The 25,284-nt window shown below is 69.4% G+C and carries 24 protein-coding genes and 2 tRNA genes; 18 read left to right on the top strand and 8 right to left on the bottom strand.

Annotation, left to right across the window (positions count from 1 at the left end):
- Positions 1-3 precede the first annotated feature (3 nt).
- The gene (locus tag LZ009_RS19920) at positions 4-774 is read right to left on the bottom strand and encodes a 3-hydroxybutyrate dehydrogenase (protein WP_275699722.1); all 771 of its coding nucleotides are present in this window, start codon (positions 772-774) and stop codon (positions 4-6) included.
- 74 nt (positions 775-848) lie between these two features.
- On the opposite strand from LZ009_RS19920, the gene LZ009_RS19915 reads away from it, so the two are divergent.
- The 6 genes from LZ009_RS19915 (at position 849) to LZ009_RS19890 (ending at position 6,323) form a co-directional block, all read left to right on the top strand.
- Positions 849-1,790 carry an alpha/beta fold hydrolase gene (locus LZ009_RS19915; protein WP_275699721.1) on the top strand — a complete coding sequence of 314 codons (942 nt, stop codon included), beginning with the start codon at positions 849-851 and terminating at the stop codon, positions 1,788-1,790.
- The gene (locus tag LZ009_RS19910) at positions 1,762-3,966 is read left to right on the top strand and encodes a RelA/SpoT family protein (RefSeq protein WP_275699720.1); all 2,205 of its coding nucleotides are present in this window, start codon (positions 1,762-1,764) and stop codon (positions 3,964-3,966) included. The genes LZ009_RS19915 and LZ009_RS19910 overlap by 29 nt, the downstream gene beginning before the upstream one ends.
- Positions 3,963-5,123 carry an amidohydrolase family protein gene (locus LZ009_RS19905; protein WP_275699719.1) on the top strand — a complete coding sequence of 387 codons (1,161 nt, stop codon included), beginning with the start codon at positions 3,963-3,965 and terminating at the stop codon, positions 5,121-5,123. The genes LZ009_RS19910 and LZ009_RS19905 overlap by 4 nt, the downstream gene beginning before the upstream one ends.
- On the top strand, positions 5,120-5,479 hold the full coding sequence (locus tag LZ009_RS19900) for a hypothetical protein (RefSeq protein WP_275699718.1): 360 nt from the start codon (positions 5,120-5,122) through the stop codon (positions 5,477-5,479). Before LZ009_RS19905 ends, LZ009_RS19900 begins: the two co-directional genes overlap by 4 nt.
- A 76-nt stretch (positions 5,480-5,555) precedes the next feature.
- Positions 5,556-5,630, top strand: a tRNA-Val gene (locus LZ009_RS19895).
- Between the two features lie 132 nt (positions 5,631-5,762).
- Positions 5,763-6,323 carry a YSC84-related protein gene (locus LZ009_RS19890; protein WP_275699717.1) on the top strand — a complete coding sequence of 187 codons (561 nt, stop codon included), beginning with the start codon at positions 5,763-5,765 and terminating at the stop codon, positions 6,321-6,323.
- Here the strand turns inward: LZ009_RS19890 and LZ009_RS19885 are convergent.
- From LZ009_RS19885 to LZ009_RS19875, 3 genes are all read right to left on the bottom strand, one after another.
- On the bottom strand, positions 6,316-7,524 hold the full coding sequence (locus LZ009_RS19885) for an MFS transporter (protein ID WP_275699716.1): 1,209 nt from the start codon (positions 7,522-7,524) through the stop codon (positions 6,316-6,318). The genes LZ009_RS19890 and LZ009_RS19885 overlap by 8 nt on opposite strands.
- A gap of 100 nt (positions 7,525-7,624) precedes the next feature.
- A complete protein-coding gene (locus LZ009_RS19880; protein ID WP_275699715.1) occupies positions 7,625-8,401 on the bottom strand; it encodes a YkgJ family cysteine cluster protein in 777 nt (258 codons plus the stop codon).
- Positions 8,402-8,452: 51 nt separating this feature from the next.
- Entirely contained in the window at positions 8,453-9,673 is a 1,221-nt protein-coding gene (locus tag LZ009_RS19875) for an OprD family outer membrane porin (protein WP_275699714.1), read from the bottom strand.
- Positions 9,674-9,842: 169 nt separating this feature from the next.
- On the opposite strand from LZ009_RS19875, the gene LZ009_RS19870 reads away from it, so the two are divergent.
- The 5 genes from LZ009_RS19870 (at position 9,843) to rimO (ending at position 13,758) form a co-directional block, all read left to right on the top strand.
- Positions 9,843-10,466: an RICIN domain-containing protein gene (locus LZ009_RS19870; RefSeq protein ID WP_275699713.1), complete on the top strand. Its 624-nt coding sequence runs from the start codon at positions 9,843-9,845 to the stop codon at positions 10,464-10,466.
- Positions 10,466-11,227, top strand: a complete 762-nt coding sequence (locus tag LZ009_RS19865; RefSeq protein ID WP_275699712.1) for a hypothetical protein — start codon at positions 10,466-10,468, stop codon at positions 11,225-11,227. The genes LZ009_RS19870 and LZ009_RS19865 overlap by 1 nt, the downstream gene beginning before the upstream one ends.
- Positions 11,224-11,619, top strand: coding sequence for a hypothetical protein (locus tag LZ009_RS19860; protein WP_275699711.1), 396 nt, complete (start codon positions 11,224-11,226; stop codon positions 11,617-11,619). The genes LZ009_RS19865 and LZ009_RS19860 overlap by 4 nt, the downstream gene beginning before the upstream one ends.
- Positions 11,620-11,755: 136 nt before the next feature.
- Complete coding sequence (gene phaR, locus LZ009_RS19855; RefSeq protein WP_275699710.1) at positions 11,756-12,250, top strand: polyhydroxyalkanoate synthesis repressor PhaR; 495 nt, start codon at positions 11,756-11,758, stop codon at positions 12,248-12,250.
- A gap of 110 nt (positions 12,251-12,360) precedes the next feature.
- The gene (gene rimO, locus LZ009_RS19850) at positions 12,361-13,758 is read left to right on the top strand and encodes a 30S ribosomal protein S12 methylthiotransferase RimO (protein WP_275699709.1); all 1,398 of its coding nucleotides are present in this window, start codon (positions 12,361-12,363) and stop codon (positions 13,756-13,758) included.
- 73 nt (positions 13,759-13,831) lie between these two features.
- Here the strand turns inward: rimO and LZ009_RS19845 are convergent.
- Positions 13,832-13,916, bottom strand: a tRNA-Leu gene (locus LZ009_RS19845).
- A gap of 18 nt (positions 13,917-13,934) precedes the next feature.
- Here LZ009_RS19845 and rnr point away from each other — a divergent pair.
- Positions 13,935-16,211 (top strand): ribonuclease R, encoded by a 2,277-nt coding sequence (gene rnr / locus LZ009_RS19840; protein ID WP_275699708.1) that lies wholly within the window; start codon positions 13,935-13,937, stop codon positions 16,209-16,211.
- Positions 16,212-16,237: 26 nt separating this feature from the next.
- A complete protein-coding gene (locus LZ009_RS19835) occupies positions 16,238-16,999 on the top strand; it encodes an SDR family oxidoreductase (protein WP_275699707.1) in 762 nt (253 codons plus the stop codon).
- Here the strand turns inward: LZ009_RS19835 and LZ009_RS19830 are convergent.
- From LZ009_RS19830 to LZ009_RS19820, 3 genes are all read right to left on the bottom strand, one after another.
- Positions 16,996-18,447: an NAD(P)H-hydrate dehydratase gene (locus tag LZ009_RS19830; RefSeq protein WP_275699706.1), complete on the bottom strand. Its 1,452-nt coding sequence runs from the start codon at positions 18,445-18,447 to the stop codon at positions 16,996-16,998. The two genes, LZ009_RS19835 and LZ009_RS19830, sit on opposite strands and share 4 nt — an antisense overlap.
- Before the next feature lie 124 nt (positions 18,448-18,571).
- Positions 18,572-19,846: a D-amino acid dehydrogenase gene (locus LZ009_RS19825; RefSeq protein WP_275699705.1), complete on the bottom strand. Its 1,275-nt coding sequence runs from the start codon at positions 19,844-19,846 to the stop codon at positions 18,572-18,574.
- Positions 19,843-21,189 carry an amidase gene (locus LZ009_RS19820; protein ID WP_275699704.1) on the bottom strand — a complete coding sequence of 449 codons (1,347 nt, stop codon included), beginning with the start codon at positions 21,187-21,189 and terminating at the stop codon, positions 19,843-19,845. Before LZ009_RS19820 ends, LZ009_RS19825 begins: the two co-directional genes overlap by 4 nt.
- Positions 21,190-21,341: 152 nt before the next feature.
- On the opposite strand from LZ009_RS19820, the gene rpsB reads away from it, so the two are divergent.
- From rpsB to uppS, 5 genes are all read left to right on the top strand, one after another.
- Entirely contained in the window at positions 21,342-22,103 is a 762-nt protein-coding gene (gene rpsB / locus LZ009_RS19815) for a 30S ribosomal protein S2 (protein ID WP_275699703.1), read from the top strand.
- Positions 22,104-22,181: 78 nt separating this feature from the next.
- On the top strand, positions 22,182-23,105 hold the full coding sequence (tsf, locus tag LZ009_RS19810; RefSeq protein ID WP_275699702.1) for a translation elongation factor Ts: 924 nt from the start codon (positions 22,182-22,184) through the stop codon (positions 23,103-23,105).
- Positions 23,106-23,212: 107 nt separating this feature from the next.
- Positions 23,213-23,932 carry a UMP kinase gene (gene pyrH, locus LZ009_RS19805; protein ID WP_275699701.1) on the top strand — a complete coding sequence of 240 codons (720 nt, stop codon included), beginning with the start codon at positions 23,213-23,215 and terminating at the stop codon, positions 23,930-23,932.
- 30 nt (positions 23,933-23,962) lie between these two features.
- A complete protein-coding gene (gene frr / locus LZ009_RS19800; RefSeq protein WP_275699700.1) occupies positions 23,963-24,526 on the top strand; it encodes a ribosome recycling factor in 564 nt (187 codons plus the stop codon).
- 13 nt (positions 24,527-24,539) lie between these two features.
- A complete protein-coding gene (gene uppS / locus LZ009_RS19795; protein WP_275699699.1) occupies positions 24,540-25,268 on the top strand; it encodes a polyprenyl diphosphate synthase in 729 nt (242 codons plus the stop codon).
- Positions 25,269-25,284: the final 16 nt, after the last annotated feature.

The raw sequence follows: 25,284 nt of genomic DNA, 5'->3' as shown, positions 1-25,284 counted from the left end.
AGCCTACTGGGCGGCCCAGCCGCCGTCCATGTTCCACGCCACGCCGCGCACGTTCTTGCCGGCGTCGGAGCAGAAGAACACCGCCAGCTGGCCGAGTTCCTCCGGCGTGGTGAACTGCAGCGAAGGCTCCTTCTCGGCCAGCAGCTGCTTCTTGGCTTCCTCGTTGCTGATGCCCAGCGCGGCCGCCTTGGCGTCGACCTGCTTCTGCACCAGCGGCGTCAGCACCCAGCCGGGGCAGATCGCATTGCAGGTCACGCCCGTGGTCGCCAGTTCCAGCGCGGTCACCTTGGTCAGGCCGACCAGGCCGTGCTTGGCGGCGACGTAGGCCGACTTCTGCGCCGAAGCAACCAGGCCGTGCACCGAGGCCACGTTGATGATCCGGCCCCAGCCCGCCGACTTCATCGCGGGAATGGCCAGGCGGCTCGCGTGGAAGGCGCTCGAGAGGTTGATGGCGAGGATCGCGTCCCACTTCTCCGGCGGGAAGTCCTCCACCGGCGCCACGTGCTGGATGCCGGCGTTGTTCACCAGGATGTCGGTGCGGCCGAAGGTCTGGGCCGCGTACTGCATCATGGCCTCGATCTCGGCCGGCTTGCTCATGTCGGCGCCGTGATAGCCCACCTTCACGCCCAGCGCCGCGACTTCGGCCTTCGGGCCCTCGACGTCGCCGAAGCCGTTCAGCACGATGTTGGCGCCCTGCGCGGCGAGCGCCTTGGCGATGCCCAGCCCGATGCCGCTGGTGGAGCCCGTGACCAGGGCGGTTTTGCCTTTCAGCATGTAGTTTCTCCGGGATCTATTACGATGATGCGGCCAAGCCGGCAGTATCAAAGTATCCCGGCAATCGCGCATCCATGACCGCACCTACGCTGAATTACGTATCCTGCCCCGACGCGGGCGGCACGCACCGCATGGCCTACTGGCTGTGGGGCGACGCCGCCGCGCCGCACGTGGTCGTCTGCGTCCACGGCCTCTCGCGCCAGGGCCGCGACTTCGATGCGCTCGCGCAGGGGCTGCTGGCGCGCAGCAGCACGCCGCTGCGCATCGCCTGCCCGGACGTCGTCGGCCGCGGCCGCAGCGACTGGCTGGCCGATCCCATGGGCTACGGCGTGCCGACCTATGTGGCCGACATGCTGGCGCTGCTGGCGCAGTTGAACGCGCAGGCCCCGGTTCGCACGCTCGACTGGGTGGGCACCAGCATGGGCGGCCTGATCGGCATGGGCGTCGCCGGCACGCCGGGCCTGCCGCTGCCCGCGCCCATCCGCAAGCTGGTGCTGAACGACGTCGGCCCGGCGATCCAGTGGGCCTCGCTGCAGCGCATCGGCACGTATCTCGGCAACACCGGCCGCTTCGAGTCGGTGCAGCAGGCCGCCGATGCGATGTGGCAGATCTCCTCCAGCTTCGGCCCGCACACGCCCGAGCAATGGCTGGCGCTGTCGCAGGCCATGGTGAAGCCGCTGCCCGAAGGCGGCTTCACGCTGCATTACGACCCGGCCATCGCCGTCCCATTCCGGGCGCTGGACGAAAAGATGGCGGCCGCCGGCCAGGCCGCGCTGTGGCAGGCCTATGACGCGATCCGCGCCGACACGCTGCTGCTGCGCGGCGCGCAGTCGGACCTGCTGGCGCGCGAGACCGCGGCGGAGATGGGCCGCCGCGGACCGCGCGCTCGTCTCGTCGAATTCGAAGGGGTGGGCCATGCGCCGACCCTGATCTCTCCTTCCCAGGTGGAGGCGGTCGCCTCCTTCCTGCTACCCGACACCGCTGCCGATGAAAAGCCATTCCGCGGAGCTGGTTGAAGCTGCCGCCGTCCCCGAGCTGGTGGCCGCCGCCGAACAGGCGCTGCCCCACCAGGCCAATGCGCTCGCCCGCGCGCGCGCGTTCGCCGAGCCGCTGATCGCCAGCGAGACGCTGGACACCGGCGAGAACACGCTCGCGCATGCCGACGCCGTCGCCGAGATCCTCAAGTCCATGGGCGGCTCCGAGGCCATGCAGGCCGCGAGCTACTTGGTCTATGCCTCGCACCACCTGAACAAGCCGCAGGAGGTGATCGCCAAGGCCTTCGGCGACAGCTATGCGGCGCTCGCGATCGAGACCAACAAGCTGGTGCGCGTGCAGCAGCAGGCGCGCGGCGCCGAGGTCACGGCGCACCTGGTCGACGACCCGCGCGTGCAGACCGAGAACGTGCGCAAGATGCTGCTGGCCTTCTCGCGCGACCTGCGCGTGGTGATGCTGCGCCTGGCCTCGCGCCTGCGCACGCTGCGCTGGTACGCGGCGACCAAGCGGGCGGTGGCGCCGGGCGTGGCCTACGAGGCGCTGCACGTCTTCGCGCCGCTGGCCAACCGGCTGGGCATCTGGCAGGTGAAGTGGGAGATGGAAGACCTGGCCTTCCGCTTCCTCGAACCCGAGACCTACAAGCGCGTCGCCGGCTGGCTGGACGAGAAGCGGGTCGAGCGCGAAGACTACGTGCAGAAGCTGCGCACGGAGCTCGAAGCCGACCTCAAGCGGCAGGGCATACGGGCGCAGGTGCAGGGCCGCCCCAAGCACATCTACAGCATCGTCAAGAAGATGCGCGGCAAGTCGCTCAACTTCGAGAAGGTGCTCGACGTGCGCGCGCTGCGCGTGATCGTGCCCGACGTCAACGACTGCTACGCGGCGCTGGCCTGGGTGCACTCGCGCTTCTCGCCGATCCTGGAGGAATTCGACGACTACATCGCGCGGCCCAAGCCGAACGGCTACCAGTCGCTGCACACCATCGTGCGCGACGAGGCCGGGCGCCCGATCGAGATCCAGATCCGCACGCAGGCGATGCACGACCACGCTGAGCACGGCGTCGCCGCGCACTGGGCCTACAAGGAGGCCGGCCACAAGGGTTATGCGGGCGTGGCCGCCAGCGGCAACTACGACACCAAGATCGCGGTGCTGCGCCAGCTGCTGGCCTGGGAGCGCGACTTGGCCGGCTCCGCCGAAGGCCTGTTCGAGGATCGCATCTACGTGCTGACGCCGCAGGCATCGATCATCGAGCTGCCGCAGGGCGCGACGCCGGTCGACTTCGCCTACACCGTGCACACCAGCCTCGGGCACCGTTGCCGCGGGGCGCGCGTCGACGGCGTCATGGTTCCGCTGAACACGCAGCTGCACAACGGCCAGACCGTGGAGATCGTCGCGGCCAAGGAGGGCGGGCCCTCGCGCGACTGGCTCAATCCCGAACTCGGCTTCCTGGCCAGCCACCGCGCGCGGGCCAAGGCGCGGGCCTGGTTCAACGAGCAGGTGCGCCACGAGACCGAGTCCCGCGGCCGCGACTTGGTGGAAAGGCTGCTGCAGCGCGAAGGCCGCACGGCGATGAAGCTCGACGACCTGGCGTCGCAGCTCGGGTTCAAGTCCGCCGAGGACCTGTTCTACGTGGTCGGCAAGGACGAGTTCTCCCTGCGCAGCATCGAGGTGCTGCTGCATCCGCAGCGCGAGGCGCAGCAGCACGACGACGGCCTGGTGCTGAAGAAGGCCAAGGCGCCGTCGCGCTCAGGCAAGGGCGGCGTGCTGGTGGTGGGCGTGGATTCGCTCATGACGCAGCTGGCCAAGTGCTGCAAGCCGGCGCCGCCGGACGCGATCAGCGGCTTCGTCACGCGCGGCAAGGGCGTGAGCATCCACCGCGTCGACTGCTCCAATTTCCGCGAGATGTCCGCCCGCGCGCCGGAACGGATCATCGAAGTGGAGTGGGGCGCACCGCGCAAGGACGACGCCGCGGTGTATCCGGTGGACGTGGCGATCGAAGCCGCCGACCGGCAGGGCCTGCTGCGCGACATCTCCGAAGTCTTCGCCAAGGAGAAGATGAACGTGATCGGCGTGCAGACGCAGACCGTCAAGGGCACGGCCTGGATGACGTTCACGGTGGAGACCTCGGATTCGCAGCGGCTGGCCAAGGTGCTGGGGATCGTGCGCGACGTGAACGGCGTGCGCTCGGCGCGCCGGCGGTGATGGACCTGCTGCTGCGCAACGTGCGGCCGCTGGGGGCGGGCGCGGTCGACGTCGCCGTGCGCGACGGCCGCATCGCGGCCATCGGCCCCGGCTTGCGCTGCGAGGCGGAAGTGATCGAGGGCGAGGGCGCCTTGCTGCTGCCCGGCCTGGTCGAGTCGCACACGCACCTGGACAAGACCCATTGGGGCCTGCCCTGGTACGTGAACGAAGTCGGCCCGCGCCTGGAGGACCGCATCGCCAACGAGCGGCGCTGGCGCGCCGGGAGCGGCCACGATGCAGGCGCGCAGTCGCTGCGGCTGGCGCGCGAGTTCCTGGCCCAGGGCACGACACGCTTGCGCACGCATGTCGACGTCGATACGGAGGCCGGCCTGAAGCACCTGCACGGGGTGCTGGCAACGCGCGAAGCGATGCGTGGGCCGATGGAAATCCAGGTCGTGGCCTTTCCGCAGTCCGGCCTGCTGGCGCGGCCCGGGACCTTCGAACTGCTGGAGGAGTCCCTCCGGCTGGGCGCGGACGTATTGGGTGGCCTGGATCCGCAGGCCATCGATGGCGATGCGGCAGCATCGCTGGACCTGCTGTTCGCGCTGGCGCTGCGGCACGGCAAGCCGCTGGACATCCACCTGCACGAGGCCGGCGAGGAGGGCGCGCGCACGCTGGACGCCATCCTCGATCGCACGCAAGCCCTCGGGATGCAGGGGAAGGTGGCCATCAGCCACTGCTTCTGCCTCGGCGACGTCGTGGCTGCGCGGCGTGCTGCGCTCCTGGTGCGGATGGCGCGGCTGCAGGTCGCCGTGATCAGCACCGGCACCGCTTCGCGCCCGGTGCCGCCGCTGAAGGAATGCGTGGCGGCCGGCGTGGCCGTGGCGGCCGGCAACGACGGCATCCGCGACGCCTGGACGCCGTATGGCCGCCCCGACATGCTGGAGCGCGCGATGCTGGTCGGCCTGCGCAACAACCTGCGGCGCGACGACGAGATCGCCCTGGCGTTCGATGCGGTGACGCACGCCGGCGCCCGCGTCTGCGGTTTCGCGGATTACGGGCTGAAGGCCGGTTGCCGCGCCGACCTGGTGCTGGTGCAGGCCGCGAATGTCGCCGAAGCGGTGGTGGCCCGTCCGGCGCGGCAACTGGTGATCGCAGCGGGCCAGGTCGTGCGATGAGCGAACCCTCGGCCACCGACCTGCTGCTGCTCGCCTGCGAGCTCGCCACCCGGGTGGAGTGCCGCCCCGAGCGCCGCGACGGCTCGGACGCAGCCGTCTACGAAAGCTCGGGCGCCACGCTGGCGCGCCGCATCCGCGCCGGCGCGCCGGTCACGGCCTCGTACCGCGAGGCGGCGCCGTTCTCCTGGACCGTCGCCCTGCAGGCGGGCGCCGCCCGCAAGACGAACTACCAGCTGTGGCTGCGCGAGTCGCCCGCCGAACTGAAGGCCTTGTGGCAGGCGCGCGCCCAGGCCCGGGCCTTGCGCGAGAGCCTGCCGCACGCGCAGCGCAAGAAGAAGCCCTGGGGACCGCTTTGATGGGCGGCGCCAGGTTTTTGCTATACTCCGAGGCTGTGACGCGCACCGCATCCGCAAGGGGTGGCGCGAGGAACACGGGCCGTTAGCTCAGCGGTAGAGCGCCTCTTTGACGTGGAGGATGTCGGAGATTCGATCTCTCCACGGCCCACCAGAACCGCGCACGAAGCCCGCTCCCGCAAGGGGGCGGGCTTTTGCTTTTTGCCTGCATGGGACCTAGGTCCAACTGCGGCAAAGCGCGGCGCGTCCGAATAATGCGTCCCCTGTCTCTACGCCCGGGGTGCCCATGCAACGACGCCAATTCTTCCTGTTCGCCTCCGCGCTGGCCGCGTCCGGAGCGCCGGCTTTCGCCCAGGACAACGCGGCCAAGCAGGCCGAAGTGAAGGACAAGGCCATGAAGGCCTTGCAGGACTTCTACAAGGCCGATCCCAAGCTGAAGGACGCCGTGGCCAAGGCGCCCGGCTACGCGGTGTTCACCACCTTCGGCCTGAGCTTCGGGCTGGGCGGCGCCGGTGGCCGCGGCTTCGCGCACGACAACCAGTCCGGCAAGGACACCTACATGAACATCGCGCAAGCCAGCGCGGGCCTCCAGCTCGGCGCGTCCAACACGCGCTACCTGTTCATCTTCGACAGCCCGAAGGCGGTGGCCGATTTCATCGACAAGGGCTGGGACGCCTCGGCCAGCGCTGCCGCCGGCGTGGGCGCGGGCGGCAGCGCCAATGCCAACGTCGGTGCCGGCGCGGGCAACATCCAGGGCGGCCGCATGTACTCGCTGACCAAGGCCGGCCTGCAGGCAGGCGGCGCGGTTTCGGGCCTGAAGGCCTGGAAGGACAAGGACTTCAACTAGGCGCCCGGGCCTGCTCCTCCGGCGGCCGGATGCGGTGGAACATGGCCAGCAGCAGCAGGTCGTAGGCGATCTTCAGCGCGCCCCCGGCCAGCAGCGGCCAGCCGAAGGTGGACGCACCCAGCAGGTAGCCGGCGATGGCGGGGCTCAGCGCCGCCGCCAGGCTGCGCGGCACCGAGGTGACGCTGGCCGCCGCCGCACGCTCCGGCGGCGTGACGATCGCCATCACGTAGGAGCTGCGGGTCGGCACGTCCATCTGCGACAGCGCCCCGCGCACCAGCAGCAGCGCGATCACCCACGTCACGTCGCTGCAGAAGGGCAGCACCAGCAGGCAGATGCTGGAAGGCAGGTGCGTGAACACCATGGTCCGCACCAGGCCGATCCGGTCCGCGATGCGCGCCGCCACCAGGTAGGACAGCGCGGCCAGCGTGCCGGTCCAGAAGAACAGCGTGCCCGCCGTTTCGAGCGACATGCCGAAGCGCTGGAACAGCCACAGGGCCAGCAGCGACTGCACCAGGAAGCCGCCGGCGAAGGCATCGATGCTGAAGAGGCCGGCCAGCAGCAGCACGTTGCGGCGCGACGGCCCCAACACGGAGCGTTGACTGGTGGCCGGACCCTCCTGCCCGCGCGGCAGTCCGCGGTAGACGAGGGCAGCGAGCCCCGCGACCAGCGCGTAGGCGACGAACATCGCTGGCACCGCGTCACCCAGGGGAATGCCCAGCCTTTGCGCAGCCACCGCCGGCACGCCGGCCGCCAGCGCGCCGAACGCGCCGGACAGCGTCCCGACCAGGCTGTAGCGGGCGAAGCCCGCCGTGCGCTCGCGCGGCGCGACGCGGCTGGTGACCACCGCATGTTCCAGCGGCAGGAACACGCTCACATCGCCGCCCGAGGGATTGATGGTGCCGAAGAAGGCCACCAGCAGCAGCGGCCAGAAGCCGGTGAGCGAGGCCAGCGCGAGGCCGGTGGCGGCCATCAGCGCGCAGGCGGCCAGCAGGAGCGTGCGCCAGGCATGCCGGCCCGCGTGCGCGCCCACGAGCAGCGTGAGCAGCCCCGAGCCGAGCAAGGTGGTGGTGGCGATGCAGCCGACCTGGAAGGGCGTGAAGCCCAGTTGCAGCAGGTGCAAGGGCAGCAGCAGGCTGACGAAGCCGTCGGCGAAGGCGCGCAGGCCCTTGGCCAGCAGCAGGCGGTGGACGGTGGTGTGCAAGCGGTGCTCCCATCCGGGCGTGTGCCCGTGACCAGGAGCAGAACTTGGGCGCTGGCGCGCCTGGGTGCGGGGAGTCTGCCCTTGTCCCCGGCTGGAAATTCTAGTCCTGCTGGGTCCGTCCGAGCTCGCCGAAGAAATCGGCCATCCACTGCGGCCCGGTCTTCTGCGGCAGCTCGCGCGGATGGTCCTGCGCGAGTTCCAGCGCCAGGATCAGCGGCAGGAAGCGGCCCGGGCCGAAGCGTTCGATGCGGCTGATCCGCCGCAGCATGCGCGAGGGCTTGAGCGCCATCTCGATCTTGCGCACGGTCCCCGAGGCCAGCACCGCGCAGTGTTCGGCCGGCGAGGACACCAGGTACTCGCGGCAGGCCAGGGGCCGGTCGGGATGGATGGAGCAGGACTCGTCTTCCAGGAAGGGGCAGGGCACGCCCAGGTGGAAGTACTGCAAGGCGAGGTCGGTGAGTTTCTGCCGCGCCGCTTCCGCCGGCTCGGGCGGCGGTGCGGTGACGGTGGCATCCATCGCCTCGAACCAGCCGGTGGGCCGGATGCGTGCCACGCCGGCGGCGAAGCGTGCGCGGATCTCGCTGCGGCGCGGCTCGGGCATCGCTTCGACCAGTTCGGAAATCTGCTGCACCTCGGCTTCGGAAATCGGCACGGCCTGGCGGCAGCACGCGCCGCAGCCCGCCTTGCACGAGACTGCACGCCCATCGCTCGCGGCGACGCCCGTGCTGGCCTCGACGAAGAGGTTGGTGACCTGCTGGAAGATGGGGATCATGCGGTGCAGCGGCACCGGCTGCGCCGGAACCGTCATTTCCAGGTCGACGGGCTGCGCGCCAATGCGCAGCGTCACCCGGCCCGTGATCCAGTCGTCCTGGTCCATGCCACAACGGTAGTCCCAAACGCGGCGCAGCGCCAGCCACCGATGACGGTGTCAGAAGCGGACGTCGTAGTTGAAATAGAGGCGCAGTTGCTCGCCGGCCCGCGGGGCCCCGTCCTGGCGCAGCCAGGAGTAGCGCAGGGCGCCCGTCAGGCCCGCCAGCGCGCTGCCCCTGGCGAAGGCGTAGGCCAGCTGCACGTTCGTTTCGCTGCGGTCCGGCAGGGGAGCGCCGCTCGTGAAGTCGATGCGGTTGCTGCCGCTGGCGTGGATGGCCGACGCCTTCAGGCCGGGTGCGCCAAACGGCCCGAAGTCGATGTCGCCGCCCAGCCCCCAGGCCCTTTCGCCCGCGGTGTTGAAGGCCACCTGCATCAGGTTCAGGTAGGAAGGGTGCTGGCCGTAGGGGTTGAGCGTGTCGCGCCCCTTGCCGGTCTGCGTCCAATGGAGTTGCGCGCCGAACGGCCCGTGCGCCAGCGCCGCCTGCAGGCCGTAGCCCCAGGTGGTGAAGGAGCCGATCTGGCGCTCGCCCACGGCCCTCTGCGGATAGCCCTGGGCGCCGAGCACCAGCGTGGTCCGGTCCGCCAGTTCCAGCGGGTAGCGGATGTCGGCGTAGAAGGAGTTGAAGACGTCGACGGAATACTGTTCGTCCAGCCGCAGCAGGCCGCCCTGGCCGAACTTGTAGTCGAGGCCGGCCAGGGCGACGCCGCGATGCGGACCCGCGCCGCCGGCCACGCCGGACATCCAGGCGAAGTCGTCGGTGTCGCGCAGCTTGACCTTCGTGACGTAGCCACCGGTGTAGCGCGCCGGCCCCGCGGCCCCCGAGAGCAGGTAGGCCTCGAAGGTGTGCGGGATCATGCGGCTGTCGTTGGGATTGATGAAGGGCCGGTCGATCTGCTGCCGCCAGGCGCTGAAGACCTGGCCGGCGAACTTGAGGGAGGCATTCGCCTCGCCCAGCACCGTGATGGACCCCTGGTCGGCGGTGAGCAGGCGCGTGCCGCCCTTGCCCTCGGGGCCGTACAGCTTCTGCGACGTGTAGCCGATGATTTCCAGCTGCAGCAGGTCGCCCCACCAGGGGCTGCGCAGGCCGGCCCAGCCGCCCAGCGCCCAGGCGGTGCTGGGAACGCCGCTCGTGGTCTCCTGGTCGAAGTAGTAGGTGCGCAGGTGCAGGATGGGCTCGAAGCCGCCCGGCAATCGGTAGCCGTCGTCGGCCCGCGCATGCATGGCGAGCGCAGCCAGCAGCAGGGCAGCTGCGGATCTCCTTGCAGGCGGCATCGGCATCCTCCGGAAATGGCCGATGCTTGCGTCTTGCCGGCGGCGGTCCCAGTGGACCAAGGTCCCATGCGACATCCTTCACGCCGCTACTCCGTCCGCAGTATCCCCAGCGCGGGTGCGGCGCTGCACATTCGGCGCACCCCACGACAAAGGAAGTACCGGGATGAAAGCAAGCATGCTCCGCTCCGCCGCTGCCGCGGCTTTCCTGGCGCTCGCCGGGCTCTCCGCCCAGGCCGCCGACATCGTCTACATCTCCTCGGCCAGCGGCTACCTGCTGCACAACACCGGCGGCGCCGCCGTCACCGCGCCCTGGAACGGCCAGGCGGTGGTGCAGGGCTTCAGCGGCTACGGCGCGATCCGCATCAACGGCCAATGCCTCACCGGCCGCACGTCCGGCCAGCCGCTGCGCTGGGAGGCCTGCCATGGCGGCGACAAGAGCCAGGTGTGGGCGCTGTCGGGCCGCAAGTTGAACAACGAACTGGGCCTGTGCGCCGACGTCGAAGGCAACCGCTCCGGCGCCGGCGTGCGGGTGCTGGCGTGGAGCTGCAGCGGCGCGAGCAACCAGCAGTGGAAGGCGCACCACCGCGAGACGGCCCAGTCGTACGCCATGCGCATCAACGATCCGGCGGCGCGCGCCGAGTTCATCAGGAATGCGCAGGCCGCTTCACCCGGCACCATCATCAGCATCGCCACCGGCCGTGTCGTCGCCCCGGGCGGGGCCAACGTGGTCGCACCCGGCGGCGCCAACGTCGTGTCCGCCGGCGGCGGCAACGTGGTGGCGGCAGGGGGCCTGAACTGATGCGGCTGACGCGGGCGGCCACGCTCGCCGTCCTGTTCGCGTCGGCCCACGCCGGCGCGTCCGCGGCGGCGCTCGGCCCGTCGAGCGGCAGGCTCACGGTCTCGGGCATGCTGGCCGGCGGCGGCCGCTTCGAGATCGACGCCGACCTGAAGGGCGGCAATTTCACCGGCACGGGCAAGGTGACGGTGGGCGGGCAGTCCTTCGAAGGCCCGCTGCTCCCGCGGCGCAGCTACCTCGAAAACGGCAAGTGCTACTTCCGCTTCGAACAGGGGCGGGCCCGCGGCGACATTTCGGGCAAGTGCGACAGCAGCGGGATGGAAGGCCGATTCGAGACCTTCGTCGCCGGCGACCTGCGCAACGGCGCCAGCAGCGGTCGGGTGACGGTCGCGGGCGGCGGCATGGCGACGGCCGCCGCCGGACAGTTGCCCACGGCAAAGCTGACCTGCGCTTACCAGGACCGCCGCATCGGCGTGCGCCCCGGCGAGACGACGCAGTTCAGCCTGCAATCCTCCAACCTGGCGACGCTCACGCTGGCCGCCGGCCGCTACAGCGCCGGCAGGTCCGCAGGCGGCAGCTTCGAACGCGTGGGCGCCGACAAGATCCGGCTCACCTCCGGCCCCTGGTCCGGCGCGCTCGGCACGCTGGAGCCGGACCGTTCCGGCCGGCCCGCCGTCGTCTTCCACATCGAGGAGAACCGCCGCCCCGACGGCGTCCACCTCGTCGACCCGTCCACGACCCGCTGCACCGAAAGCCGTTCATGAAGTTCCTGCCGCTGGCACTTGCCGCCTTCGCCTCGCTGGCCGCGTCGGCCGCCACCATCAATCCTCTGAGCGTGCTCGTGAAGAAAGGCGGCGCGCTGGAGACCGGCACCTATTCCTGCAAGCAGCAGTACAACCAGGCTGGCTACACCTACAAGGTGGTCGAGTTCAACAGCCCCACGCAGTACGCATGGGTGCACGGCGGCAAGAAGGCCGGCAGCATGAAGTACGACAGCGGCAGTGGCCGCATCACCTTCACCGCCGGCCCGCTGGGCAAGGGCTTCGAGGCGCATGCCGGCCACCGCGCTGACGGCGCGCCGGTGATCATCCTGGTCGACACCGACCTGGCGCCCAAGGCCGACGCCTACGACTACTGCACGCGGCGCAAGGGCTAGCGCGCCGCGCCTGCGGGCTTGCTCATGCATAGGGTTAACCTTGGGCGAGTGCCGCGGGCGCCTCCCTAGAATCTGCTGCATTGCAATACAACATCCGGTGGGACCCATTGCCACACCGCGAAGAGGAGTGAGCCCCGTGCAAAGCAAGAAAGCCACCGGCCCCAAGCCGGCGCAGCGCGTCATCAAGAAGTACCCCAACCGGCGGCTCTACGACACCGACACCTCCACCTACATCACGCTGGCCGACGTCAAGCAGCTGGTGATGGACAGCGAGTCCTTCGTGGTGCGCGACGCCAAGAGCAACGAGGACCTCACGCGCAGCATCCTGCTGCAGATCATCCTGGAGGAAGAGGCGGGCGGCGCGCCGATGTTCAGCGAGGCGGCGCTGGCCAACCTCATCCGCTTCTACGGCCAGGCGATGCAGGGCTTCATGGGCAGCTACCTGGAGAAGAACGTCCAGGCCTTCACCGACCTGCAGACCAAGATGGCCGAACAGTCGAAAAATGTCACGCCCGAGGCCTGGGCCCAGTTCATGAACGTCCAGAACCCGCTGAACATGTTCGAGAAGATGCAGGAGCAGATGGCCAAGCAGACCGAGCAGATGCTGGGCGCATTCGGGATCAAGAAATGACGGAATGACGCCGGCTGCGCCGGGCATGACGCCATGACCGGTTGAGTCATTGCAGTCATCGAGCGTCCATATGGACGCGAGGTCATTTCATCATCTGGGACAATACGGGGATGAGCGAAGTCGCCGTCCCCGAGACCCCCACCATTCCCACCACGACGCCGAAGGTCGGCTTCGTCAGCCTGGGCTGCCCCAAGGCCCTCACCGATTCGGAACTGATCCTCACGCAGCTGAGCGCGGAAGGCTATGCCACGTCCAAGACCTTCGAGGGCGCGGACCTGGTGATCGTCAACACCTGCGGCTTCATCGACGACGCGGTGAAGGAGAGCCTGGACACCATCGGCGAAGCGCTGTCGGCCAACGGCAAGGTGATCGTCACCGGCTGCCTGGGCGCGCGGGCCGGCGACAAGAGCGACAACCTCGTGCGCGAGATGCATCCCTCGGTGCTGGCCGTGACGGGCCCGCACGCGACGCAGGAAGTGATGGACGCGGTGCACGCGCACCTGCCCAAGCCGCACGATCCCTTCATCGACCTGGTGCCCGCCGCGGGCATCAAGCTCACGCCGAAGCACTACGCGTACCTCAAGATCAGCGAGGGCTGCAACCACCGCTGCACCTTCTGCATCATTCCCTCGATGCGCGGCGACCTGGTGAGCCGCCCGGTCGGCGACGTGCTGAAGGAAGCCCGCGCGCTGTTCGAAGGCGGCGTGAAGGAGCTGCTGGTGATCAGCCAGGACACTTCCGCCTACGGCGTCGACGTCAAGTACCGCACCGGCTTCTTCGACGGCCGCCCGGTGAAGACGCGCATGCTGGACCTGGTGCAGGAGCTGGGCAAGATGGCCGAGCCCTACGGCGCCTGGGTGCGCCTGCACTACGTGTATCCGTACCCGAGCGTCGACGACGTGATTCCGCTGATGGCCGAAGGCAAGGTGCTGCCTTACCTGGACGTGCCGTTCCAGCACAGCCACCCCGACGTGCTGCGCCGCATGAAGCGCCCCGCGAGCGGCGAGAAGAACCTGGAGCGCATCGCGCGCTGGCGCGAGATCTGCCCCGAGCTGGTGATCCGCAGCACCTTCATTGCCGGCTTCCCCGGCGAGACGGAAGAAGAGTTCCAGCACCTGCTGGACTTCCTGCGCGAGGCGAAGATCGACCGCGCCGGCTGCTTCGCGTACAGCCCGGTGGAGGGCGCCGCCGCCAACGAGATTCCCGGCATGCTGCCGCAGGAAGTGCGCGAGGAGCGCCGCGCGCGCTTCATGGCAGTGGCCGAGGAAGTGTCGGCGGAGAAACTCAAGCGCCGCATCGGCGCGACCATGCAGGTGCTCGTGGATTCGGCGCCCGCGTTGGGCAGGAAGGGCGGCGTCGGCCGTTCCTATGCCGACGCGCCGGAGATCGACGGCACCGTGAAGCTGCTGCCGCCGCAGAAGATCAGCAAGCGGCTGGCGGTGGGCGAGTTCACCAAGGCGCGCATCGTCGGCACCGACGGGCACGACCTGGTGGCCGAACCCATCTGAGAAAACCTTCGCAAAAACAACAAAGCCGGCGTCTGCCGGCTTTATCATTCGCTGGTCGGAAGAACCGACCGTTTGGTGCCCAGGAGAGGACTCGAACCTCCACGGAGTTACCCGCTAGTACCTGAAACTAGTGCGTCTACCAATTCCGCCACCTGGGCATTTCAGGAAAAGCAAGATTGTATATCAAAAACATAGACCGACAGAACACCGGACTCCTCGATGAAATCGAGGGCGTGATCCAGGGACACCGCGACGGCCACGGCTACGTGGTGCGCGACGACGGCGAAGCCGACATCTACCTGCCTCCCAACGAAATGCGCGCGGTGCTGCACCGCGATCGCGTCAAGGCGCGCATCGTGCGCCACGACCGCAAGGGCCGCGCCGAAGGCCGCGTCGTCGAGATCGTCGAACGCCCGCCGCATCCCATCATCGGCCGGCTGCTGCACGAAAGCGGCGTCTGGCTCGTCGCCCCCGAAGACAAGCGCTACGGCCAGGACGTGCTGATTCCCAAGGGCGCCACCGGCCTCGCCAAGTCGGGCCAGGTGGTGGTGGTCGAACTGACCGAGCCGCCCTCGCTGTACGGCCAGCCCGTGGGCCGGGTGAAGGAAGTGCTGGGCGAGATCGACGACCCCGGCATGGAGATCGAGATCGCGGTGCGCAAGTACGGCGTGCCGCACGAATTCTCCGAATCCTGCATCGCGCAGGCCCGCTCGCTGCCGGACAAGGTCGGCCCGAAGGACCGCAAGGGCCGCGTCGACCTCACCGACGTGCCGCTGGTCACCATCGACGGCGAGGACGCGCGCGACTTCGACGACGCCGTCTACTGCGAACCGGCCCGCGTGGGCCGCGGCAAGGGCTGGCGCCTGCTGGTCGCCATCGCCGACGTCAGCCACTACGTGGAGACCGGCAGCGCGATCGACGTCGACGCCTACGACCGCGCCACCAGCGTCTATTTCCCGCGCCGGGTCATCCCGATGCTGCCGGAGAAGCTATCGAACGGCCTGTGCTCGCTCAACCCGCAGGTCGACCGGCTTTGCATGGTTTGCGACATGCTCGTCACCGCTGCCGGCGAGGTGCACGCTTACCAGTTCTATCCGGCCGTGATGCACAGCCACGCGCGCATGACCTATACGGAAGTGGCGGCTATCCTGGCCAACACGCGCGGACCCGAAGCGACGCGGCGCAAGGACCTGGTGCCGCACTTCCTGAACCTGCACGACGTCTACCGCGCGCTCTTGAAGTCGCGCAACGCGCGCGGCGCGGTGGACTTCGAGACCACCGAGACGCAGATCATCTGCGACGAGAACGGCCGCATCGAGCAGATCGTGCCGCGCGTGCGCAACGACGCCCACAAGCTGATCGAGGAGGCCATGCTGGCCGCCAACGTCTGCTCCGCCGACTTCATCCTGCAGGCGGAAACGCCCGGCCTCTACCGGGTGCACGAAGGCCCGACGCCGGAGAAGAAGGAGATCCTGCGCGGCTACCTCAAGGCCATGGGCGTGGGCATGACGATCAGCGACGACCCGACGCCGGGTGAGTTCCAGAAGATCGCCCTCGCCACCAAGGATCGGCCCGACGCGCAGCAGATCTCCACCATGCTGCTGCGTTCGATGCAGCAGGCGATCTACTCGCCCTTCAACAGCGGCCACTTCGGCCTGGCCTACGAGGCCTATACGCACTTCACCAGCCCGATCCGGCGCTATCCCGACCTGCTCGTGCACCGCGTGATCAAGGCGATCCTGAACAAGGAGCGCTACCAGCTGCCGGCGCTGCCGACGCCGGGCGAAGCGCACGAGAAGCTGGCGCGCCGGCTCGCCTCGCGCGTCGCCGCGCCGAACCAGAAGCTGAAGAAAGGCCCGCCGCCCACGCGCGAGCTGCTGGCCTGGGAAGCCGCGGGCTTCCATTGCAGCGCCAACGAGCGCCGCGCCGACGAGGCCAGCCGCGACGTCGAGGCCTGGCTGAAGTGCAAGTACATGCGCGACCACCTCGGCGAGGAGTATTCGGGCGTGGTCACGTCGGCGACGAGCTTCGGCATCTTCGTCACGCTCGACGCGATGTATGTCGAGGGCCTGGTGCACATCACCGAGCTGGGCGGCGAGTACTTCAAGTTCGACGAGGCGCGGCAGGAATTGCGCGGCGAACGCACCGGCATCCGCTACGCCATCGGCACGCGGCTGCGGGTGCAGGTGAGCCGCGTCGACCTGGACGGCCGCAAGATCGACTTCCGCCTGGTGCGCGAAGGCGAGGAGCTGACGGCGCGCGCGATGAAGGACAAGGGCGTGGCCAACGGCCGCACCGAAGGCGTGCCGGCGAAGAGCTCCACCAAGAAGCGCGCGGCCAAGAAGGTCGCCGCGGCCAAGGACGACAAGAAGTCCTCGCTGCAGGCGGCGGTGAAGGCCGCCGCGGCCAAGAAGGCCGCCAAGGCAAAATCGCCCCGGCGCGCGAAGCGTTGACGGGACAGGATTCGAGGAGAACGGACATGGCAGGCAGGAACGAAGGCAAGGTCGCGATCGTCACCGGCGGCGGCAGCGGCATCGGGCGCGCGGCGGCTCTGGCCCTGTTGCGCGACGGCTGGCGCGTGGCGCTGGCGGGGCGGCGCGAGGACGCGCTGCAGGAAACGGCCAAGCTCTCCGGCGCCGGCGAGCGCGCGTTGCCGGTGTCGACCGACATCACCGATCCGGCGCAAGTGGAGCGGCTGTTCCAGCAGGCGGTGAAGGCCTGGGGCCGCGTCGACCTGCTGTTCAACAATGCCGGCATGGGCCTGGCGGCCGCGCCGCTGGAAGACATCGCCATCGCCGACTGGAAGCGGGTGGTGGACACCAACCTGAACGGCATGTTCTACGGCATCCAGCAGGCTTTCCGCGTGATGAAGGCGCAGGACCCGATGGGCGGGCGCATCATCAACAACGGCTCGATCTCGGCGCATGCACCGCGGCCGCATTCGATCGCCTACACCGCCACCAAGCATGCGGTGACCGGGCTCACCAAGACCGCCTCGCTCGACGGCCGCCGCTACAACATCGCGGTGGGCCAGATCGACATCGGCAACGCCCTCACCGACCTCGCCGCGCGCATGGCCAAGGGCGTGCCGCAGGCCAACGGCGAGATCGCGGTGGAGCCGTTGATGGACGTCGACATCGTCGGCCAGTCGCTGCTGTACATGGCCAACCTGCCGCTGGAAGCCAACGTGCTGTTCCACACGGTGATGGCCACCAAGATGCCCTTCGTGGGCCGGGGTTAGTCCGGGACTCCCGCAGGGCGGGTTCGCGCCAGCGACCCCGCCGTCAAGGGCTGGTCTTCCGGCCACTGGTCGGCCGCCAGCCCATGCAGGTAAGCCGCGTGGCTGGCCGCATCGAGCGCTGGCTCCCCGGCCGCCAAGCGCGCGGCCACCCATCCCGCCAGCACGTCGCCCGTGCCCGCGATCGCCAGGCGGGCATTGCCGGTCGGATTGATCCGCACTTCGCCTTGTGGCGCCGCGATCACCGTGCCCGATCCCTTGAGCAGCGTGACGGCGCCGAAGCGCAGGGCGAGTTCGCGCGCGGCGGCGAGCCGGTCGTCCTGCACTTCACTTGTCTTCTTCCCCAGCAGCCGCGCGGCCTCCAGCGGATGCGGCGTCAGCACGGTCGCTGCCTGGCGCCGCCCGCGCGCCTGCAATAGCGCCTGCAGTTGCGGATCGCCCGCGATCGCGTTGAGGGCGTCGGCGTCGAGGACCAGCGTGCGTGCCGCCGACAACACCCGCGGCAGCACGGGGCGGACTGCGTCACCGCCGCCGCAGCCGCAGGCGACGTGCAGGGCGCGCAGGTCCAGCGCGTCCCAGGCGCGCAGCATCAGGTCCGGCTGGTCCGGGTCGAGCGGCGGGGCCTGCGGATCGAGCAGCGCCGCGTAGACGCGGCCCGCTCCGTGATGCAGCGCGGCGCGCGCGGCCAGCAGAGCGGCGCCGGCCATGCCGGGCGCGCCGCAGATCACCGCGACGTCGCCGTAGCTGCCCTTGTGCGAGGCATGCCGGCGCGGCTGGCGCATGGGGGCTGCAGACAGCACGGCGGAGGAAGCTTCGGCATCGCTGGCCACTTGCAGGTCGTCGAACCACACCTGGCCCGCGGCATCGCGTCCCCCGCCGGTGAAAAGCCCGGGCTTGAGTGCCAGCAGGCAGAGCGTGTGCGCGGCCTGCACGCAGGCTTCGCTGCGGCCGCTATCGGCGTCGAGGCCGGAAGGCAGGTCGATCGCCAGCACGCGGGCGCTGCCGGCGTTGAGGGCTTCGATGTGGGCCAGCAGGGCGCCCGTGGGCGCGCGCGCGGCACCCAGCCCGAGCAGCGCATCGAGCGCGAAGTCCCAGTCCGGTGGCGCTTCGGTGGCGAAGCGGACGCCGGCCGCGCGGGCGCGCTGCAGCGAGGCAAGGGCATCCGCCGGCGCCTTGGCTTCGTCGCCCAGCCAGGTGACGACGGGCTCCTTGCCCCATTGCTGCAGGTGCAGTGCGGCCTCGAAGCCGTCGCCGCCGTTGTTCCCGGGGCCGCAGGCGATCCAGAAGGTGCGTGCATGGGGTGCGAGGGCGAGCGCCAGGCGGGCGCAGGCGAGGCCCGCGCGCTGCATCAGCGTGTGCGGGGGCAGGGCGGCCGCGGCGCGCTGCTCCAGGCGGCGGATCGCCGCGACGTCGTGCAAGGGCCAGGCGCGGCCGGGGACGATGCGCTGCATGGGGCGATTGTGCCCGGGGCTGCCGTCATCCCCGCGCAGGCGGGGACCCAGGGCATTGGGAGTCGCCGCGCGCGGCGACCGAATGCAGAAGCGCTGGATTCCCGCCGCCGCGGGAATGACAGGGCTAGAGGGCCAGGCGCTCCACACCGAGGCCTTCCAGGTCCACCTCCGCCGGCCGCGCACCCATCAGGTCCGCCACCGCCCGTGCGCTGCCGCAGGCCAGCGCCCAGCCGCTGGAGCCGTGCCCGATGTTGATCCACACGCCCGGCACGCCGGTGGCGCCCAGCACGGGCGGCCCGTCGGGCAGCATGGGCCGCGCGCCCTTCCACTCCTGCACCGCGCTGCCGGTGTTGGCCAGCTGCGCCGCGCCCGGGAACCAGTCGTGCAGAACCTTGTACAGCGTCTGGATCGCCGAGGGCCGCTTGGCGGTGGGATTGCCGCCGATCTCGGCGCTGCCGGCCACGCGCACGCGGTTGCCCAGGCGCGAGATGGCGACCTTGTAGCGTTCGTCCATCAGGCCGCTGCGCGGCGCGTTCAGCGGTTCGCGGATCGGCGCGCTGATCGAGTAGCCGTGCACGGCCGCCAGCGGAATCTTGAGCCCCACCGGACGCAGCAGCATCGCCGAAGCGAGGCCGCTGCAGATCACGACCTGGTCGAAGCGATGCAGCTGCGGCGCCGCGTTCTCGCCGAGGGTCACGCGCAGCTGCGTGGGCTGCGCCGGATCGAGCGGCGCCACCGACGCGTTGAACTCGAAGCGCGCGCCCAGCGCCTGTGCCTGGTTCTTCAGCAGCAGCGCGAACTGCCGGCAGTTGCCGACCTCGTCGTCCGGCAGGTGGATCGCGCCGGCGAAAGCCGTGTCGGGATTCAGCGCGGGCTCCAGCGCCCGCGCCGTGTCGGCATCGACTTCGGCGAACTTCACGCCGGCGTCGCGCAGCACCTGCAGTCCCGGCTGCACCATCTTGCGGTCCCGGTCCGAGCGCAGCAGCACCATGTAGCCGGTGCTGCGGTCGTATTCCAGCTGCAGGTCCTCGGTCAGCGTGTGCAGGCGCTGGCGGCTGTAGAAGGCCAGGCGCTGCAGCCGCGCGCGGTTGGCGACGTAGGTGTCGAGGTCGCAGGCGCTGCGCCAGCGCAGCATCCAGCGCATCTCGTGCGCCGCCAGCGGCCAGCACACCCGCACCGGGGCGTGCCGGCTGAACAGGTAGCGCGCCACCTTGGCCGGCATGCCGGGCGCGGCCCAGGGCGTGACGTAGCCGGGCGCGACGACGCCGGCGTTGGCGAAGCTGGTTTCGAGCGCTGCGGCGCCGTGGCGCTCGTACACGGTGACTTCATGGCCGTCGGCGGCCAGTTCGTACGCGGTGGTCACGCCGATGATCCCGGCGCCCACGATGGCAATTTTCATTCTTGGGTGGCAGGCAGGGCGAGCAGCTCTTCGATCCGCAGCGCGAGGTTGAGGAGGGTGTCGTCGTGCAGCGCGCCCTGCCAGGCCATCAGGCCCACCGGCAGTTCGCCGGCCACGTGGCAGGGCAGGGAAATCGCGCAGCCGTCCAGCATGTTGACCACGCTGGTGTTGCGCAGCAGGAGCGCGTTGGTGCGGAAGAAGGCTTCGTCGCGCTCCGCGCCGGGCGCGAGGTCGGCGATGGCGGGCGCCACCATGGGCACCGTCGGCGAGAGCACGGCGTCGTAGCCGGCCAGCGCCTGTTCGACCGCGGCCACCCAGGCCTTGCGCGCCTGGTGCAGCTCGATGTACTCGAAGGCCTTCATCGTGGCGCCGCGCTCTATGCGCTGGCGGACCCGAGGGTCGTATTGCGCGCCCTTGGCCTGCACCAACTGGCGATGGTGCGCGTAGCTCTCGGCGGCGGAGAAGCCGCCGGTGGCCTGGATGGTGCCCAGGTCCTGGATCTGGTGGAGCGCGATCTCGTCGATGCGGGCACCGGCGGCGCGCAGCGCGGCCAGCGTGCGGGAGAAGGCGCGGGCGACGGTCGCATCGAGCCCGTCGAGCAATTGCGTGGTGGCCACGGCCAGGCGGTAGCCGGCCAGCGGCTTGTCGTCGCGCCGCACCGTGCGGGCGGCCAGGATCTCGTGCGCCAGGATCGTGTCGCCCACGCTGCGCGTCATCGCGCCCACGGTGTCCAGCGTGGTCGACAGCGGAAAGGCGCCTTCGCTGGGGACGAGGCGCGCCGTGCTCTTGAAGCCGACGATGCCGCACAGGGCCGCGGGAATGCGCAGCGAGCCGCCGGTGTCGGAGCCGAGGCCGATGAACGACGAGCCGCTCGCCACCGACACCGCAGCGCCCGAAGACGAACCGCCCGGGATGCGTGCCACCGCGGCATCGCAGGGATTCGCCGGCGTGCCGAAATGCGGATTGATGCCGACGCCGGAGAAGGCGAACTCGGTCATGTTGGTGCGGCCCACCACGACCCCGCCGGCGGCCCGCAGCCGCGCCACGGCGGGCGCATCGGCCGCGGCCGGCGCGGCATCGGCCAGCGCGGTGGAGCCCGCCGCCGTCACCTCGCCGGCGCAATCGAACAGATCCTTCACGGAGACCGGCAGCCCCGCCAGCGGCAAGGCTGGATCGGCACGCCGCGCCTCCTGCTGCGCCGCCTCGAAGCGGGTCGCCAGGAACACGTGCGGCGCGGCACTGGCTGCGCGCGCGCGGCCGAGTTCATCCGTGGCGCTGGCCTGGCCCTGCCGCAGGCGGGTGCGGGTGGCAAGGAGGTCGGACTGCAGGCGAGGGGCGGGCATGCTAGAATCTTTGGGTTTTGCTGGGTGGCCCGGGCACTGTGCACGGACCGTCGGACGGCGAAACAAATCGCGAATTCCGCCCCTCAAGGTGTTGCAACTGCAAAAAGGTTGCGATTTCGGGCGGGATTTTAGACCCAACCTTCGGAGCTCAAATGCCTGTATCCATGCGCGAAATGCTGGAAGCCGGTGTCCATTTCGGACACCAGACCCGCTTCTGGAACCCCAAGATGGCCCCGTTCATCTTCGGCCACCGCAACAAGATCCACATCATCAACCTCGAAAAGACGTTGCCGATGTTCAACGAGGCGACGAAGTTCGCCAAGCAGCTGGCCTCCAACCGCGGCACCATCCTGATGGTCGGCACCAAGCGCCAGGCCCGTGACCTGATGGCCACCGAAGCCGAGCGCGCCGGCATGCCCTTCGTGAACCAGCGCTGGTTGGGCGGCATGCTGACCAACTTCAAGACGGTCAAGACCTCGCTCAAGCGCCTGAAGGACATGAAGGCCCAGCAGGAAGCCGGCCTGGAATCCATGTCGAAGAAAGAGCAGCTGATGTTCCAGCGCGAACTGCAGAAGCTCGAGAAGGACATCGGCGGCATCCAGGACATGAACACCCTGCCGGACGCCCTGTTCATCGTGGACGTCGGCTTCCACAAGATCGCCGTCGCCGAAGCGCAGAAGCTGGGCATCCCGATCATCGGCGTGGTGGACTCCAACCACTCCCCCGAGGGCATCGACTACGTGATCCCCGGCAACGATGACTCCGCCAAGGCCGTCACGCTGTACGTGCGCGCCATGGCCGACGCCATCCTCGAAGGCAAGTCCAGCGCCGGCACCGACGTGCAGCGCGCCCTGGCCGAAGGCGGCAAGAGCGGCGACGAGTTCGTGGAAGTGCAGGAAGGCGCTTCCGCCTAAACCGGGCCCAACCCGCGACGAAGGGGGCTCTTGAGCCCCCTTTGCACACCCAGATTCAACTGATCAAGAGGTAAAGAGATGGCTGCTATCACCGCAAGCATGGTCGGCGAACTGCGCGCGAAGACCGACGCGCCCATGATGGAATGCAAGAAGGCCCTGACCGAGGCCAACGGCGACATGGAAAAGGCCGAGGAGCTGCTGCGCGTCAAGCTGGGCAACAAGGCCGGCAAGGCCTCGTCGCGCGTCACCGCCGAAGGCGTGGTCACCGCGTCGATCGCCGGCACCACCGGCGCGCTGCTGGAAGTGAACTGCGAGACCGACTTCGTCACCAAGAACGACAGCTTCCTGGCGCTGGCCCAGGCCGCCGTGGAACTGGTCGCGAAGAACAACCCGGCCGACGTCGCCGCGCTGGGCGCGCTGCCGTACAGCCAGGACGGCTTCGGCCCGACGCTGGAAGACGTGCGCAAGGGCCTGGTCGGCAAGATCGGCGAGAACATGAGCTTCCGCCGCTTCAAGCGCTTCGAAGGCGCGAACAAGCTGGTGAGCTACCTGCACGGCACGCGCATCGGCGTGGTCGTCGAGTACACGGGTGACGAAGTCGCCGCCAAGGACGTCGCGATGCACATCGCCGCGATGAAGCCGGTGTCGCTGTCGGCCGACCAGGTGCCCGCCGAGCTGATCGCCAAGGAACGCGCCGTCGCCACCGGCAAGGCCGAGGAAGACCGCAAGGCCGCCGAAGCCGCCGGCAAGCCGGTGCAGTCCGCCGAGATCGTCGCCAAGCGCATCGAAGGCGGCGTGCAGAAGTACCTGAAGGAAGTCTCGCTGCTGAACCAGTCTTTCGTGAAGAACGACAAGCAGACCGTGGAGCAGATGCTCAAGGCCGCCAACACCACGATCCAGGGCTTCACCCTGTACGTGGTCGGCGAAGGCATCGAGAAGAAGGCCGACGACTTCGCCGCCGAAGTCGCCGCGCAGGTCGCCGCCGCCAAGCAAGCCGCTTAAGGCCGCGCCGCCCAAGCCCGTCCAGGCTCCAGCAGCCGGGGCGGGCTTTTTACCACCCCCAGCCAGCTTACACTCTCACCCGTCGCACCCGAAGGAGACACCCGCACATGCCCAGCCAGCCCGCCCACAAGCGCATCCTGCTCAAGCTGTCGGGCGAAGCCCTGATGGGGGACGACGCGTTCGGCATCAACCGCGCCACCATCGTGCGCATGGTGGAGGAAGTGGCCGAAGTGGTGAACATGGGCGTGGAAGTGGCCATCGTCATCGGCGGCGGCAACATCTTCCGCGGCGTGGCCGGCGGCTCGGTCGGCATGGACCGCGCCACCGCCGACTACATGGGCATGCTCGCCACCGTGATGAACGCGCTGGCGCTGTCCGACGCGATGACCAAGCAGGGCCTGGTGGCGCGCGTGATGTCCGCCATCGCCATCGAGCAGGTGGTCGAACCCTACGTGCGCCCGAAGGCGCTGCAATACCTGGAAGAAGGCAAGGTGGTGATCTTCGCCGCCGGCACGGGCAACCCCTTCTTCACGACCGACACCGCCGCCGCGCTGCGCGGCGCCGAGATCGGGGCGGAGATGGTGCTCAAGGCGACCAAGGTCGACGGCGTCTACTCCGCCGACCCCAACAAGGATCCCTCGGCCGAGCGCTATTCGCGCATCAGCTTCGACCAGGCCATGGCGCAGAACCTGGGCATCATGGATGCGACGGCCTTCGCGCTGTGCCGCGACCAGAAGCTGCCGATCAAGGTGTTCTCCATCTTCAAGCACGGCGCGCTCAAGCGCGTGGTGCTGGGCGAGGACGAGGGCACCCTGGTCTACGCCTGAGAAGCCCGAGAAGAGAGAGGAGCAGAAACCATGGCAACGATCCCCGAAATCAAGCAGACGACGCAGGCCAAGATGGACCAGTCCATCGCCGCCTTCAAGAACACCCTGACCAAGATCCGCACCGGCCGCGCCAACCCGCAGATCCTGGACACCGTGCAGGTCGAGTACTACGGCACCATGATGCCGATCAGCCAGGTCGCCAGCGTGAACCTGATCGATTCCCGCACGATCGGCGTGCAGCCCTTCGAGAAGGGCATGGGCGCCAAGATCGAGAAGGCCATCCGCGAGAGCGACCTCGGCCTGAACCCGGCCTCCATGGGCGACCTGCTGCGCGTGCCGATGCCGCCGATGTCGGAGGAGCGCCGCAAGGAAATGACCAAGCTGGTGCGGCACGAGGCCGAGAGCGCCAAGGTCGCCATCCGCAACCTGCGCCGCGACGCCAACGAGCACGTGAAGAAGCTGGTGAAGGACAAGGAAGCGACCGAGGACGACCTGAAGCGCGCGGAAGTCGACGTGCAGAAGGCGACCGACAGGCACATCAACGAGATCGACAGCCTGGTCGCGGCCAAGGAACAGGAAATCATGGCGGTCTGACCGCCGGTCCCACGTGTCGAACCTGCCGCACCACATCGCCATCGTCATGGATGGCAACGGCCGCTGGGCCACGCGGCGGTTCCTGCCCCGCGTCGCGGGGCACAAGAAGGGCGTCGACGCCCTGCGGGCCTGCGTGCGCCATTGCGGCGACATCGGCGTCAAGGTGCTGACGGTCTTCGCCTTCTCCTCCGAGAACTGGAACCGCCCCGCAGAGGAAGTCTCGGGCCTGATGGAACTGCTGGCGCTGGCGCTTTCGCGCGAGGTGCCGCAGCTGCAGTCCGAAGGCGTGCGCATCCATTTCATCGGCGAGCGCTCCGGCCTGTCGGAGAAGGTGCGCAACGGCCTGGCCCAGGCCGAGGCCGCGACGGCGGGCAACAGCCGCCTGGTCTTCAACATCTGCTTCAACTACGGCGGCCGCTGGGACATCGCGCAGGCCGCCGCCGGGCTGGCCGCCCGCGGCGAAGCGATCACCGAGCAGAGCCTGGACCGCGCGATGGCGCTGGCCCACGTGCCCGATCCCGACCTCCTGATCCGCACCGGCGGCGAGAAGCGCATCAGCAACTTCCTGCTGTGGCAGGCCGCGTACAGCGAACTGTATTTCACCGACAAGCTGTGGCCGGAGTTCGACGCTGCGGCGATCGACGAAGCCATCGCCGACTACAGCGGCCGCGAGCGCCGCTTCGGCCGCACCTCCGAGCAAGTGGCCGCCCCCGGCGGCGCCAAGAAACGCAAGGCCGCCTGAGGGCGCGAACTGCCGC

Source organism: Ramlibacter paludis, from assembly GCF_022012305.1.
GTDB classification, from domain to species: domain Bacteria; phylum Pseudomonadota; class Gammaproteobacteria; order Burkholderiales; family Burkholderiaceae_C; genus Ramlibacter; species Ramlibacter paludis.
This window is presented reverse-complemented; position numbering and strand designations above follow the sequence as displayed.